Below are 13,446 nucleotides of genomic sequence, written 5' to 3'. Positions count from 1 at the left end.
GCTCAAGGCGATTCGCGCTAACGGCCATTTCAGTTCTTCTCCTCAGAGACTTCTTCAGTGTCGGCGTACTCGACCGTTTCGGTCTCGTCGTCGTCGATGGGGTGCAGCTCCTGGTCGGCGCGGGCCATGTCCATGAGCTTGTCGGTCATCACCAGCTTGGCTTCGGCGATGGTTGAAAACAGCAGTTTGTGATCGGGGTCCGTGCCGCCGGGGGCGTCGGGCAGCCGGATGGTGACACCCTCGTCGTCCACGGCGCGGATATCCCCGCGGAACCGCTTGCGGCCATTGATCATGTCAGACAGCTCGACCTTGGCCTCATGACCGATGAAGCGTTCATAATCACGCTTGCGGACCAATGGCCGGTCGATGCCCGGGGACGACACTTCCAGATGATATTCGCGGTCGATGGGGTCTTCCACATCCAGTACTGGCGAGAGATCCTTCGAAAGCGTTTCGCAATCGGTGATGGTGAAGCGGCCGTGCTCATCCTCGGCCATGATCTGCAGCGTGCAGCCATTTTCCGGCGTGATCTTGATGCGCACCAGGGCATAGCCAAGATCATTGGCCACCGGCTCGACAATGCGAGCGATGCGGGCTTCCAGGCCCGTTTCCTTGATGTAGCGCTTTTCGGTCAGGTCGAAAGCCAATTGGTGGTCGGTCCCTTCGGGCTTCGGCCGCACGCAGGTGCAGCCCGCCGATAAACAAAAAGAGCGGGGGCCGGTCAGGGCACCCACCCTCATCCAGAGAGCAATGATGTTGGCGGTTCTATAGACCCTGAAAGGCACAAAGGCAAGGCACGTTACTTCTCCCAGGTCACATTGCCGACATCGGCGCCAGCCTCTTCGAGCAGGCCGCGCAGCGCCTTGACCATGTCGTCCGGGCCGCAGAGGTAGAAGTTCTGCTTGAGATCGTTGACGTGCCGCTCGATGAAGCCGGCGTCGATACGCTCCTGCAGCAGCGAGGATTTCGGGTCGTCGGTGACGCTCCAGAGCACTTCCAGCCCGTCCATCGCCTCGAATTCCTCGCGCAGGATGATGTCCTTCTCGCTGCGATTGGAGACGATCAGCCGGTTGCCATCGAGTTTTCCGGTGGCATTGAGGTGCCGCAGAATGGCGATAAAGGGGGTCACCCCGGCCCCGCCGGCAATGAAGGTGCCCGGCCCCTTGTACTGGATGGTCCCCCACACATCGCGCAGGATCAGCCTGTCCCCTGCGCCCAGCGACCAAAGCTCATTGGTCACCCCGGCGTGGTCGAAATAGCTCTTGATGGTGAATTCGAGCGTCTCGGCGCCTGGCAGGCAGGTGAAGGTGAAAGGGCGCTTCTTGTCCTGCCACCCCTTGCGATCAATGCTGACCTCTGTCGCCTGACCGGGCACGAAGTCATAGCCCTTGGGACGCTCAAGTCGATAGTGGCGGACATTATGGGTAACGGGAATCGTATCGAGAATGCGGACGCTGGTTTCCATTTGGGGCTCCTTTGTCCTTTCAATCCGCGGCCATCCACTCCGGTTGCAACCAAAGGTTTCCCCAGGCTGCCCTGGTTTCCCCCAAGACACCGGGTTTCCCAAGAAGCCCTTGATTTCACTTGATAAACTCTGGGTCCCCGCGCCAGCTATTCAAGGGCAAAAAACTGCGAATCTGTCGCTTGCGGCGGGTCCGGAGGATGCGCATTTGCTTTCTCGTTCACAACAGAAAGGATCATCCTCCCATGATCAAGAACAGTGTAATCGCCCTTGTTACCGCCACCACCCTGATCGCCGGCGCAACCATGCCGGCCATGGCGGCCACGACCGATTTCGATTCCGACTACGTGCTGGCCCAGCTCCAGCAGCAGGGCGTTCCAGCCACTGCCGTCGAGGAATGGGGCGACTATGTCCGCGCCTTCGTGGTGGGCGCCGATGGCACCGAAACCATGCAGCTCTTCACCCCCGTGACGCTGACCCCGGCCAATATCTGACCCGGCCGCAAGCCCGGCGCCGCCAGTCCTGGCGGCGCCCGAACCTTCAATCGAGCGTGTTCCGCTCGTCCATCGCGTCAAAGAGCTGTCGCGCCGCCTCTACCGCCTGGCGGTTGCGCTGGGCAAAGCGGTGAAAATCATCGGCCAGATGCAGCAGTTCCCGCCCCATATCGGTCAGGTCATATTCGACCCGCGGCGGAATGGTCGCATAGGCCGTGCGGGTGATGAAGCCGTCGCGTTCCAGTTCGCGCAGCGTCACGCTAAGCGATTTCTGCGGCACCCCACCCATGTTGCGGCGCAGTTCGTTGAACCGCATCGTCCCGTTGCGCAATTGCACGACCACCACCAGCGTCCACTTGCTGGGTCGCACGACCAGGAGGTCAGTGTCGGTTTGTGCCTTGAGGGGACCGGACATGCTCGAACTCCGTGACGCTTGCGCTCCCGATATGGGGCGCTGAGCGCCAAGGTCCAGAGCCTGGATCACACAAAGCTCGGAAGGGTTGCCCGTTGGTTACACCGGCGCACGGACAAAGCTGAAATAGAAGCTCGTCATCCGGCCCTCGCGCCGGGCCTTCTGCTCATAGCGTGTCGGCTGCCAGCCCGGATAGGGCTGGTGCCAGCTACCTGGCGCCTCGGGCATGAAGCTGAACTGCGGCTCCCGCACGATATGGGCCAGGGTCCAGTTCGCATAGTCCTCGATATCTGTGGCGAAGTGGAAGACCCCGCCAGGCCGGATCACGCGCGCCAATTCCCCTAGGGTCGTGGGCGAGACGAAGCGGCGCTTGTGGTGCCGTGTCTTGGGCCAGGGATCGGGATAGAGCAGATAGACCGCATCAACCGAGGCCTCTGGCAAGGCCATGAGCAATTTGAGCGCGTCATCGGTATAGAGCCGGACGTTCTCGAGCCCCCTGGCGTCAATGGCCTGCACCATCTTGCCGATGCCGCCGGTAAAGACCTCGCAGCCAATAAAGCCGGTGTCTGGCTCTTCGCCAGCCTTGCGCGCCAGGTGCTCGCCACCGCCATAGCCAATCTCGATGACGATTCTTTCCGCATCGGGAAACAGGGACTTCGGGTCCAGCGTGTCGCCAAGCTGAATTTCGAAGCGCGGCAGGATTTCGGCGACCTGCGCTTTCTGCCCTTCGTGCAGTTTCTTGCCGGAACGGCGGCCGAAAAAGGCGCGGGGTTCGCCGGAGCGGGTCTGGGGCAGGGATTTAGGGTCGGGCTTCATGGGCTTGCCCATAAACAAATGTCCTGTCGGCGACAAGCCGACCGCATGGCGCTGGCTGCCCAAATGCGCGGCGACCTGGTCGCTAGAAGCTATACGCGCGCAACACCCGCATTGCGATCAGCGTAATCCAGCGCGAAGGCTTCCCCGCCTTTTCCATGATGAAATGCTGGTCTCCCGCAAGGGCGGCATTCACCGTCCATCGACCATCCCGCCGGCGTGCCGCCACCACCTGATCCAGCGCTTCGCGCATGCGCTCGTCAAAGGGCGCGCGGCTTGCCGCGAAGTGATCAAGCCCCCGCAGGATGTTGTATTTCCAGCGGAAGGGATAGGGAAAGCGCAGAAACTCGGGTCGGATAATGGCGCCGGTGCGGTCTGAGCGAAACAGCCGGTGCACGAGAATGAACTCCCGCGACGAGGCCATTGCCGTGCGGATTTCCGGTGCGCGCCACTGGTACCCGGCCTTGAGGAACTGCCCAAGCCCCTCCAGCACCGAAATGGTGCTGTGCAGAGAGGAATGATGCGGGCTGGACCTGTTGGATCGGCAGTTGAACCCGCCATCCGCCATTCTCTCGTGCAGCAGGAAATCTACCATAGAAGTCAGCTGGGCTTCCGGCATTCCAAAATAGCTGGCATAGTTGAGCACCATGCCGGCCACACAGACATCGGAATTGGTTATCGAGGCGCCCGGGCCCATGCCGCCATCGCTCCGCCGCTCTGTCTCAAGAATGGACAGGATGCTGTCCCGGATAGCGGGCGTCTGCGGGTCGATACAAAGATTCCTGAGATCAAGCAGGGTGTAGTGCGACGAGGTCCATTTGGGCATGTAATAGCCACGCCCCCAGCTCCCATCGCGGTTCTGTGCCGCCAGAAAGCGGGCGCCCCAGCCTTCAGTCGCGATGCGGGCCCTGAGATCGGGCCTTTCCTCATCGAGCAGATCGCGACTGGCCTGATACTGGATGGCGACATCACCGGCCATCAGCCAGTCGATCACTTCGTTACGCGCCAAGTCAGCCATGATCCTGCTCCCCACCCAGAGAGGTCAACCGGGGTCAGAATAAGAGTGTCCCCGCCCTGCGACAATGCAGAGCGGGGACCACCAGTGTTCATGCCGGAGGCTGCCTAGGCGGCGACCTTCTCGCTCACCGCAGCCCGGAGGGCCTTGACCAGATCGGTCTTCTCCCAGGAGAAGCTGCCATCGCGCCCGGCCTTGCGGCCGAAATGGCCATAGGCGGCGGTCTTGGCATAAATGGGCTTGTTGAGATCGAGATGGGTGCGGATGCCGCGCGGGGTCAGGTCCATGACCTCGGCCAGCGCCTTTTCCAGCACCGCCTCATCGACCTTGCCGGTGCCGTGCAGGTCGACATAGATCGAGAGCGGCTTGGCCACGCCAATGGCATAAGAGAGCTGGATGGTGGCGCGATCGGCGAGGCCCGCGGCGACCACGTTCTTGGCGAGGTAACGCGCAGCATAGGCGGCCGAGCGATCCACCTTGGTCGGATCCTTGCCCGAGAAGGCGCCGCCGCCATGGGGGGCCGCGCCACCATAGGTATCGACGATGATCTTGCGGCCGGTGAGGCCCGCATCGCCATCGGGACCGCCAACGACGAACTTGCCGGTCGGGTTGACGTGCCAGACGGTCTCGTCGCTGATCCAGCCTTCGGGCAGGGCTTCGCGCACGATGGGTTCGACGATCTTGCGCACATCGGACGAGGTCAGGGTCTCGTCCAGGTGCTGCGTGGACAACACGATCTGGGTCACGCCGACCGGCTTGCCGTTCTCATACTTGACCGTCACCTGGCTCTTGGCATCGGGGCCAAGCTTGCCGGCCGGGCCATGATTGGCCTTGCGGGCCTCAGTCAGGTCGGAGAGAATCTTGTGCGCGTAGTAGATCGGGGCCGGCAGCAATTCGGGGGTTTCGCGCGCGGCATAGCCGAACATGATGCCCTGGTCGCCTGCACCGACATCCTTGTTGCCCGCTTCATCGACGCCCACCGCGATATCGGCCGACTGACCGTGCAGCAGCACATCGATGCGGGCGGTCTTCCAGTGAAAGCCAGACTGCTCGTAACCGATGGCGCGGATGGCCCGGCGCGCAGCGGACTTGAATTTGGACGGATTGACCACCGGCGCTCCCGAAGCGTCCTTGACGATCTGGCCGTCTTTGCCCTTCTTGAGTAGGGTCTCGGGTACGCGCACTTCCCCGGCGATCACCACGCGATTGGTGGTGGCCAGGGTTTCGCAGGCGATGCGCACCTGGGCAGGGTCCATACCGGCCTTCTTGGCCTCCTTGAACACCAGATCGACGATTTCGTCGGAGATGCGGTCGCAAACCTTGTCGGGATGCCCCTCGGAGACGGATTCCGAGGTGAATAGATAACTGGATCGGGCCACGTTAAACCTCTTTGCAAGTGGCGAGGGCGCACGCGGTAGTGCGCGTGCCGGAAGGGATTCCGGGCACTTTCAGCTTTGCTTTTCGCAGGTCCGCGAACGGAAAGCAATATCCATATAAAGAAATCTTTATATGCAACGCGAACCCGTCTCAGCAAAACTTGCTGCCCCGCTGGCCGCGCCATGCCTTTCCTTGGCCATCGCAGTGTGCAAGGAAGGGCCAGTATTTCAACTGCGGACAACATCATGGCCATCAGAGTGCATCGCGGCGATCTGCCCAATCTTTCCAATTACGGCCGCGAAGTTGCCATCGATACCGAAACCATGGGTCTCAACCCCCATCGCGATCGGCTCTGCGTGGTGCAGCTCTCGCCCGGTGATGGCAGCGCCGATGTCGTGCAAATTCCGCAGAATGCGACCGAGGCGCCGAACCTGGTCAAGCTTCTGTCTGATCCAGCCGTCACCAAGATTTTCCATTATGCGCGCTTCGACGTTGCGGTTTTGCAGAACCGCTTCGGCGTGGTCACAGGGCCGGTCTATTGCACCAAGATCGCTTCGAAGCTTGTCCGCACCTATACTGATCGCCATGGCCTCAAGGACCTGGTGCGCGAGCTGCTCAATGTCGACCTTTCCAAGCAGCAACAGAGCTCGGATTGGGGCGGTGACAAGCTCAGCGATGCCCAGCTCGATTATGCCGCCTCCGACGTTCTTTACCTGCACGATCTCAAGCGGCACCTGGACCGCATGCTGGCCCGCGAGGGACGCACCGAGATCGCCCGGTCCTGCTTCGACTTCCTCAAGACCCGCTGCGCGCTGGACCTGATGGGTTGGGAAGAAACCGACATCTTCGCCCATAGCTGAGGCCGGGACGGGAGCCATGCCTGCCGCTGCGGTGCCCCGCCAGATCTATGATCGCCTCCGGCGCCGCAACCGCATTGTCGGCCTGTTGCGCCTGGGTGTGCCGGTATTGGGTAGCCTGGTGCTGGCCGGACTACTGGTGCAGATTTTTCTGGCGAGCTTTTCCAGCCGCTTCAGCATCGACCAGCTCAGCGTCTCGCCTGAGGCCGTGGTCATCGACGCGCCCGAATATGTGGGGACGCTGACCGATGGGTCATCCTATCGCGTCTGGGCGGAAACGGCACGGGCGCGCGCCGACCGCAGCGATCTCATTGACCTCATCAATGCCCAATTGGTGTTGAACCGGGTCGATGGGGTGCAGCTGACCATGCAGGCCGATGCGGCTCAGCTCGACACCACCCACCAGCTGACCCTGGTGCCGGGGGTGGCCGAGGTGGCCGACAGCACCGGAACCACCGGCACGCTCAACAATTCCATATTCGACTGGGACAGCCAGGTCCTGACCACCAAGGGGGCGGTCAGCATCGACTACGCCGATGGCTCGACCATCCGGGCCGAGGGGCTGGTCTATGATGCGGCCACCGTCCTCTGGACTTTCACCGGTTCGGTCGTCACCTTGCCCTCCACCCCCGGCGAGGACGATTCCGACACTATTGGAGAGGGGACGCGATGAACCGTGCCATAGTGGCAATCCTGCTCATGCTGGTGGCGATGGCACCGGCTCTGGCCCAGAACAGGGTCGAGATTACCGCTGACCAGACGGTGATGAATGACAGCGCCCGCGAAGTCACCTTCACCGGCGATGTCATCGTGGTCCATCCGACCGTCACGGTCTGGGCCCCCAAGGTCGTCGCCACCTATGGCGAGGGCGGCACCACCGACATCAGGACCTTCGTCGCTACCGGGGGCAATGTGCGCCTCAAGACCAAGGACCAGGACGCGACCGGCGAGCACGCCGTGTATACGCCGGGCGATCAGCTGCTGCGTTTGACCGGCAATGTCACGGTCACCAATGCCAGCGGTACGGTCAATGCCACCGAACTGGTGGTCAATCTGGCCACCAATGTCTCGACCTTCACCAGCTCAGGCGGTGGCCGGGTCACCGGGGTGTTCACCTCGCAATGAGCGAACAGGTCCGCCCCCGCATCGATCAGACCGGCTGGCTGGTGGCCCACGGCCTTGCCAAGAGCTTTGGCAAGCGGCAAGTGGTGCGCGACGTCTCGCTGGCAGTCCGCAAGGGCGAGGCTGTAGGACTTCTCGGCCCCAATGGGGCGGGCAAGACCACTGTCTTCACCATGATCATGGGTCTGGTCAAACCCAATGCTGGCAAGATCCTCCTCGATGGGCTCGATATCACCCGCCTGCCGCTGTTCCAGCGCGGCCAGCTCGGCATTGGTTACCTGCCCCAGGAACCTTCGATCTTCCGCGGCCTGACCGTCACCGGCAATATCATGGCGGTGCTGGAAAACACCGTGCGCGACAGGACCGAGCGCAAGCGGCGGCTTGAGGCGTTGCTGGAAGAGTTCTCCATCACCCATATTGCCAAATCCAACGCGCTTGCCCTCTCCGGTGGCGAGCGGCGGCGCGTGGAGATTGCCCGGGCCCTGGCCGCCGATCCCGGCTTCATGCTGCTGGACGAACCCTTTGCCGGCGTCGATCCCATTGCCGTGGCCGAGGTCAAGGGCCTGGTGCGGCAGCTGACGCAGCGGGGCATCGGTGTGCTCATTACCGACCATGCGGTGCGCGAGACGCTGGGCCTGGTGGATCGGGCCTACCTCATTCATGGTGGCAAGGTGATGATCCAGGGCAAGCCCGAAACCATCTCCGCCGATCCCGAAGCCCGCCGCGTCTATCTGGGCGAGAGTTTTTCGATCTAAAGGTGCAGGCGAAGACGGCGCTTGGCCGCCACATCGCAGCGCGACCGAGCTCCTTGGCACGAAACTTGCCCGGATGGCAGTTTTGAGTCATGGTCCCGGCGGGAAGCAGCCGCAAGCGGCTGGAAAATTTTGCACCAAGGGGCCTTGAACGCATGGCGCTATCGCCACGGCTGGAGTTTCGTCAGTCTCAGAGCCTGACCCTGACGCCGCAACTGATGCAGTCCATTCGGCTGCTGCAGTTGAGCCATCTTGAGCTCAATGACTTTGTCGACGCCGAATTGCTGCGCAATCCGATTCTGGAGCGCGAGGAAGGTGGTGCGGATGATCACGAGCCGGCCGAGGCCCCGGAAAAGCGCACCGAACTGAGCGCCTATGAGGATACTGTCGCCCAGGGCGAGCGCATCAAGGATGCCGACCAGATCGCCGAAGGTTATGATACGGCCGTCGAAAACGTGTTCCCCGACGCCGGACAGGATCACGGGCGCCTGGCCGGGCCCGATCGCAATGGCAGTTTCGAGGGCGGCGAGGCCCCTGACCTGGACCAATATGTCGCCAGCCGCCCGCGCCTCAGCGATCATCTGGAAGCCCAGGCCCAGATGCTGCTGCGGACCCCGGCGGACCGGCTGATCGCCCAGCACCTGATCGACGGCATCAACGAGGCCGGATATCTGGTCGTCGAGCTGGAAGCCATTGCCGAGCTTCTGGGCGCCGAACTGGCCGATGTCGAGGCCGTGCTCGAAGTAATGCAGACCTGTGACCCGGTTGGCATCTTTGCCCGCACGGTCGCTGAATGCCTCTCGCTGCAGCTGCGCGAACGCGACCGGTTCGACCCCATCATGGAGAGGCTGATCGCCAATCTCACGCTTCTGGCCGAGCACAATATGCCGGCGCTGCTCAAGGCGGTGGGTTGTGACCGGGAAGACCTCGCCGACATGCTGGCCGAGATCAAGCTGCTCGATCCGCGACCGGGCCTGGCCTTCGATAGTGGGCCGGTCGAGGCGGTCGTTCCCGATGTTTTTGTGCGCCCGGGCCCCGATGGCGGCTGGCAGATCGAACTCAACACCGAAGTGCTGCCACGCGTGCTGGTCAATCGCGTCTACTATGCCACGGTATCGAAAAAGACCCGCGACACTGCCGAAAAGACCTTCCTGGCCGATTGCCTGGCGACGGCCAATTGGCTGACCAAGAGCCTGGACCAGCGCGCCCAGACCATCACCCGCGTCGCTGCCGAAATCGTGCGCCAGCAGGACGGGTTCCTGACCCATGGCGTGGCTTACCTCAAACCCATGACGCTCAAGACGGTGGCCGAGGCCATCGACATGCACGAATCCACCGTCAGCCGGGTGACATCCAACAAATATATGGCGACCCCGCGCGGCCTGTATGAAATGAAGTACTTCTTCACCACGGCCATTGCTTCGGCGACGGGCGGGGGCGAGCATTCCGCAGAGGCGGTGCGGCACCGCATCAAGCAGCTCATCGATGCCGAGCCGGCCAACGATATTTTGTCCGACGACACGATCGCCGAAATGCTGCGCAAGGAGCAAGGAATCGACGTGGCGCGCCGCACTGTGGCGAAATATCGCGAGGGCATGAACATACCCTCCTCGGTGATCCGTCGGCGGCAGAAGAAAAGCCTCGAGGCGACAGCGCGCATCGCCTGAGGCACCAGCAAATCAGCCAGGCGAACGGTAAGTGGCAGCATGAGGGCTGTCACGCTTTTTGTTGGGTTGGCGGCGTGCTCTTGCGCATGGACAGCATCCCTGACCGGGTCTAGCATCCTCCTTGTCGGCTTCCCATGTAAGGGGTGTCGACTGACGCAGGTCCCGTCGGGCCGGAAGCGGTTTGCCGGGACTTTCGTGTCGAGCCAAACGACCGAAAGGAACAAGAGCCATGACCCTACGCGTTTCGGGAAAGAACATGGATGTTGGCGATGCCCTGCGGGGCAAGGCGGAGGAACACTTTGCCGCCGTTGTCGGGAAATATTTCGACGGCGGCTATGACGGCCATCTCACCCTGACACCGGACGGTATCGGTTTTCGCGCCGACTGTGTTGTGCATCTGGACTCGGGCGCGGTCCTGCAGGCCAGCGCCCAGGCGGGCGACGCCACCAGTGCCTATGAAGTCATGGCTCTCAATATCGAAAAGCGCCTGCGCCGCTACAATCGCAAGCTCAAGCAGCACCGCCGGGGCAATGGCGCCAATGGCGTTGATGGATTGACCGCGCAATACACCGTGTTCGGATCGACCGAAGCCTTTGACGAGCTCGCTGAGGACTATGCGCCGGCGGTGATTGCCGAGACCACCAAGGCCCTCCGCCAGATGAGCGTGGAGGAAGCGGTGATGGAGCTCGATTTCTCTGGACAACAGGTCGTGATGTTCCGCCACGCTGGACATGGCGGGCTGAATGTGGTCTACCGCCGCGCAGATGGCAATATTGGCTGGATTGATCCGGCCTTGGGCGCAAATTGACTGGCGCCTGAAAGCGCCAGACCCTCAGTAGCTCCTAGGGCAGATTTATGGAATTGGCCGATATTCTGGCAGAGCACGCCGTGCTGACTTGCACCGGCGTGGCTGATAAGCGCCAGATCTTTGAAATTCTTGCGCAAAAAGCCGCAGAACTGACCGCTTTTCCTGCATCCCAAATCCTCTCGACCCTGCAGGGCCGGGAGGCGCTGGGCTCGACTGGCGTGGGCAATGGCATCGCCATTCCCCATGGCAAGATTGAGGGCCTCAACGGCGTCACGGCGGTTTTTGCCCGGCTCGACCAGCCCATTGACTTCGATTCGGTGGACGATCAGCCGGTGGACCTGGTGATGATGCTGCTGGCCCCGGTGGGGGCCGGCGCCGATCACCTGAAAGCCCTTTCACGAGTCGCGCGCCTGCTGCGCACCGAAACCGTCACCGACCAGCTTCGGGCCGAGACCGATCCGGCGCAATTGCATGCCATCCTCACCGCGCCGGTGGAAAACACCTTCGCGGCCTGAGGCCCGGTCATTGCCTCAAAGCAAAACCCCCGGGGCATCGCCGCGGGGGTTGTTTGTTGTTGGGGGATAGACCTCTCTCCTGGGGCACATCATGGCCACGCTGGCGGTTCGGAGACCGCAGCAAGACGCCAAGGGCTGTGCCCGAAGGGCCGTGGCCCTAGTGCAGCGTCGCGACCCCGATATTCTGGTCACCCAACCACTCGGCGACGGCCTCGGTGGTGTCGGCCACCATCAGGGGCGTACCATCGGCCGACATAACCAGCTGATAGAGCGTCGCGCCATCAAACTCGGCATTGTCGATCAATCCGGAGAGCAGAAGGCCGGACACCGGCTTGACATAGGCCACGGCGTCGCCGCCCAGCGCAGCGAATTGCGCGCGCGTCAGGTCCTTGAGCGGATTGGCGGCATCCATGGCCGCATCGGAATTGCGTTTGTCCATCATTGTGTCGGCCCTTTCTTCTGTTTCCTCATACTGAGCGAATGTCGATCTTTCGGGCGATCTTGGGCGCGCGCGGGCGCTCAAGCATAATAACGAGCATACCATGTCCCAAAGTTGCATCTTTGACCTGCATGCCTTCGGCAAGCAGAAAACTGCGCTGGAACTGGCGGGCGGCGATACCGCGATGCAGAAAATCGCGACCCGGCTCGTCCTTTTGTCGGCCACGCACCTGCAACTGGTTATCCTCCACACTCACCTCGAGGTCGGATTGGGCAAATCCGGCCACCGCGATTGAAATCAGGAACCTTTCGGCCCCCTCCTCATCCGTGGTGCGCTCGATATTGTAGGGAGGATAGCCTTCCGCCGACCGGGCCAGCCGGTCTATGCGCTCCTCGAAACTGTCAAAGCCGAGGAGAAAGGGGGCGGAAAACACCGAGATACGCGACATCCAAAGCGTCCTTGAGCATCAAGCAACGTCCGGTTCGGGACCCTTGTAAACTCTGGCATCTCGAACCTGCCAGAGATATGGGTCAGACGAGCAAAAGGTTCAAGTCATGTCCCAGACGGTCGCCATAATCACCCCGGCCTATAAGGCCCAATCCACCCTGACCACCACGGTCAGAAGCGTCCTCGACCAGACCCATGACGATTGGCAGCACTGGATCATCGCCGATGACGGTTTCGATTATGGCGCTTTCCTGCATGAACAAGGTCTGAACGATCCGCGCCAGCGGTTCCTCTCCAGCGGCGGCGCCGGACGGGGCGCCTCGGCGACACGCAATGTGGCGTTGGAGCAGCTCGAGACGCCTTATGCCGCCATACTCGACGCCGATGACCGCCTGAAGCCGGAAAAGCTGGAAAGAGCGGTGGCGGCGCTGGCCGATTTCGGCATTGTCACCACCGCCCTTGACGTCATGACCGAAGACTTTCGTCACCTGCGCCATGTCGGGACGGGTGCCGATCGCGTGCTCACCCCGGGCGAACACAAATGGGTGAACCTGTCCATGGACGCCATGGTCGTCTGGGACCGGCGCCGCGGAGACGGCCGGTTCGACCCCGAGATGAGCAACATGACCGATCTCGAATTCCTGCTCCAGCTCTACCGCACGATCCCCGAAAGCTTTCACATCGGTACCCCGCTGCATGACTATATCAAGCGCGAGGGCTCGATGAGCAACGCCAGGGATGTCACTGCCGGCATGATCGACTCCAAAGAGGAAATCCACCGCCGGCTGCTCGGCGGCCACTATGGCCTCTCCGAAGAGGATGTCGCGGGGCTCGTCGGCTTCCTCAATGTCTCGATTGCCGCTGAAGCCGCTTATGGCGCGGCGCTGGCGGCCCGGCCGGGACTGCTGTTCGAAGACCATATCGAGCCGATGCTGGCGCAGACCCGCCAATAGTGCCGGGCGGGCCTTGCCTTGGCACAGGATTCCCCCTATAGAGCCGCATCTCCGGACCGCCCGGCCAAAAGGCATGCCGTGGCGGTTCTTGAATGCGATGGGCCTCAATCCATCCAATAAGACTCTAAAGGACCCGCAAAATGCCCAAGATGAAGACCAAGTCCGGCGCCAAGAAGCGTTTCAGCTTCACCGCCTCGGGTAAGGTGAAGGCCGGCGTTGCCGGCAAGCGCCACCGCCTGATCAGCCACAACGCCAAGTACATCCGCACCAACCGCGGCACCAAGATCCTGTCCAAGGGCGACGAGGGTCTGGT

The 13,446-nt window shown here is 62.1% G+C and carries 17 protein-coding genes and 1 pseudogene; 10 read left to right on the top strand and 8 right to left on the bottom strand.

Annotation, left to right across the window (positions count from 1 at the left end):
- Positions 1 to 29: 29 nt before the first annotated feature.
- Entirely contained in the window at positions 30 to 680 is a 651-nt protein-coding gene (rimP, locus tag QZ564_RS17340) for a ribosome maturation factor RimP (RefSeq protein WP_297112700.1), read from the bottom strand.
- A 119-nt stretch (positions 681 to 799) separates the two neighbouring features.
- Positions 800 to 1,465 carry a flavodoxin reductase gene (locus QZ564_RS17335; RefSeq protein ID WP_297112697.1) on the bottom strand — a complete coding sequence of 222 codons (666 nt, stop codon included), beginning with the start codon at positions 1,463 to 1,465 and terminating at the stop codon, positions 800 to 802.
- A 242-nt stretch (positions 1,466 to 1,707) separates the two neighbouring features.
- Between QZ564_RS17335 and QZ564_RS17330 the strand changes: the two genes are divergently transcribed.
- A complete protein-coding gene (locus tag QZ564_RS17330; protein WP_297112695.1) occupies positions 1,708 to 1,956 on the top strand; it encodes a hypothetical protein in 249 nt (82 codons plus the stop codon).
- Between the two features lie 46 nt (positions 1,957 to 2,002).
- Here QZ564_RS17330 and QZ564_RS17325 read toward each other — a convergent pair whose 3' ends face one another.
- From QZ564_RS17325 to metK, 4 genes are all read right to left on the bottom strand, one after another.
- Positions 2,003 to 2,371, bottom strand: a complete 369-nt coding sequence (locus QZ564_RS17325) for a helix-turn-helix domain-containing protein (protein WP_297112692.1) — start codon at positions 2,369 to 2,371, stop codon at positions 2,003 to 2,005.
- Positions 2,372 to 2,467: 96 nt separating this feature from the next.
- Positions 2,468 to 3,196, bottom strand: coding sequence for a tRNA (guanosine(46)-N7)-methyltransferase TrmB (gene trmB / locus QZ564_RS17320; RefSeq protein WP_297112688.1), 729 nt, complete (start codon positions 3,194 to 3,196; stop codon positions 2,468 to 2,470).
- 70 nt (positions 3,197 to 3,266) lie between these two features.
- Entirely contained in the window at positions 3,267 to 4,199 is a 933-nt protein-coding gene (locus QZ564_RS17315) for a hypothetical protein (protein WP_297112685.1), read from the bottom strand.
- Positions 4,200 to 4,303: 104 nt separating this feature from the next.
- Positions 4,304 to 5,575 (bottom strand): methionine adenosyltransferase, encoded by a 1,272-nt coding sequence (metK, locus tag QZ564_RS17310; protein WP_297112682.1) that lies wholly within the window; start codon positions 5,573 to 5,575, stop codon positions 4,304 to 4,306.
- A 243-nt stretch (positions 5,576 to 5,818) separates the two neighbouring features.
- Between metK and QZ564_RS17305 the strand changes: the two genes are divergently transcribed.
- From QZ564_RS17305 to QZ564_RS17275, 7 genes and pseudogenes are all read left to right on the top strand, one after another.
- Positions 5,819 to 6,433 carry a ribonuclease D gene (locus QZ564_RS17305; RefSeq protein WP_297112678.1) on the top strand — a complete coding sequence of 205 codons (615 nt, stop codon included), beginning with the start codon at positions 5,819 to 5,821 and terminating at the stop codon, positions 6,431 to 6,433.
- Between the two features lie 16 nt (positions 6,434 to 6,449).
- Positions 6,450 to 7,103, top strand: a complete 654-nt coding sequence (locus QZ564_RS17300) for a hypothetical protein (protein WP_297112675.1) — start codon at positions 6,450 to 6,452, stop codon at positions 7,101 to 7,103.
- Positions 7,100 to 7,555, top strand: coding sequence for an LptA/OstA family protein (locus QZ564_RS17295; protein WP_297112671.1), 456 nt, complete (start codon positions 7,100 to 7,102; stop codon positions 7,553 to 7,555). Before QZ564_RS17300 ends, QZ564_RS17295 begins: the two co-directional genes overlap by 4 nt.
- Before the next feature lie 32 nt (positions 7,556 to 7,587).
- Positions 7,588 to 8,307 (top strand): annotated as a pseudogene (gene lptB / locus QZ564_RS17290) (LPS export ABC transporter ATP-binding protein); the annotation flags it as partial.
- 152 nt (positions 8,308 to 8,459) lie between these two features.
- Entirely contained in the window at positions 8,460 to 9,971 is a 1,512-nt protein-coding gene (rpoN, locus tag QZ564_RS17285; RefSeq protein ID WP_297112668.1) for an RNA polymerase factor sigma-54, read from the top strand.
- 229 nt (positions 9,972 to 10,200) lie between these two features.
- Entirely contained in the window at positions 10,201 to 10,779 is a 579-nt protein-coding gene (gene raiA / locus QZ564_RS17280; RefSeq protein ID WP_297112664.1) for a ribosome-associated translation inhibitor RaiA, read from the top strand.
- 47 nt (positions 10,780 to 10,826) lie between these two features.
- Positions 10,827 to 11,294 (top strand): PTS sugar transporter subunit IIA, encoded by a 468-nt coding sequence (locus tag QZ564_RS17275; RefSeq protein WP_297112661.1) that lies wholly within the window; start codon positions 10,827 to 10,829, stop codon positions 11,292 to 11,294.
- 157 nt (positions 11,295 to 11,451) lie between these two features.
- Here the strand turns inward: QZ564_RS17275 and QZ564_RS17270 are convergent, their stop codons facing one another.
- Positions 11,452 to 11,736, bottom strand: a complete 285-nt coding sequence (locus QZ564_RS17270) for a DUF1150 family protein (protein ID WP_297112658.1) — start codon at positions 11,734 to 11,736, stop codon at positions 11,452 to 11,454.
- 25 nt (positions 11,737 to 11,761) lie between these two features.
- Positions 11,762 to 12,181: an Hsp20 family protein gene (locus tag QZ564_RS17265; RefSeq protein WP_297112655.1), complete on the bottom strand. Its 420-nt coding sequence runs from the start codon at positions 12,179 to 12,181 to the stop codon at positions 11,762 to 11,764.
- A 106-nt stretch (positions 12,182 to 12,287) separates the two neighbouring features.
- Between QZ564_RS17265 and QZ564_RS17260 the strand changes: the two genes are divergently transcribed.
- A complete protein-coding gene (locus tag QZ564_RS17260) occupies positions 12,288 to 13,133 on the top strand; it encodes a glycosyltransferase (protein WP_297112650.1) in 846 nt (281 codons plus the stop codon).
- A gap of 140 nt (positions 13,134 to 13,273) precedes the next feature.
- On the top strand, positions 13,274 to 13,446 hold a 173-nt coding region (gene rpmI, locus QZ564_RS17255), incomplete at its 3' end, for a 50S ribosomal protein L35 (RefSeq protein WP_297112703.1).

The organism is uncultured Devosia sp., from assembly GCF_913055165.1.
In the GTDB taxonomy this organism is placed as follows: Bacteria; Pseudomonadota; Alphaproteobacteria; order Rhizobiales; family Devosiaceae; genus Devosia.
Note: the sequence above shows the minus strand (reverse complement) of the source record. Positions and strands in the feature narration are given on the sequence as shown.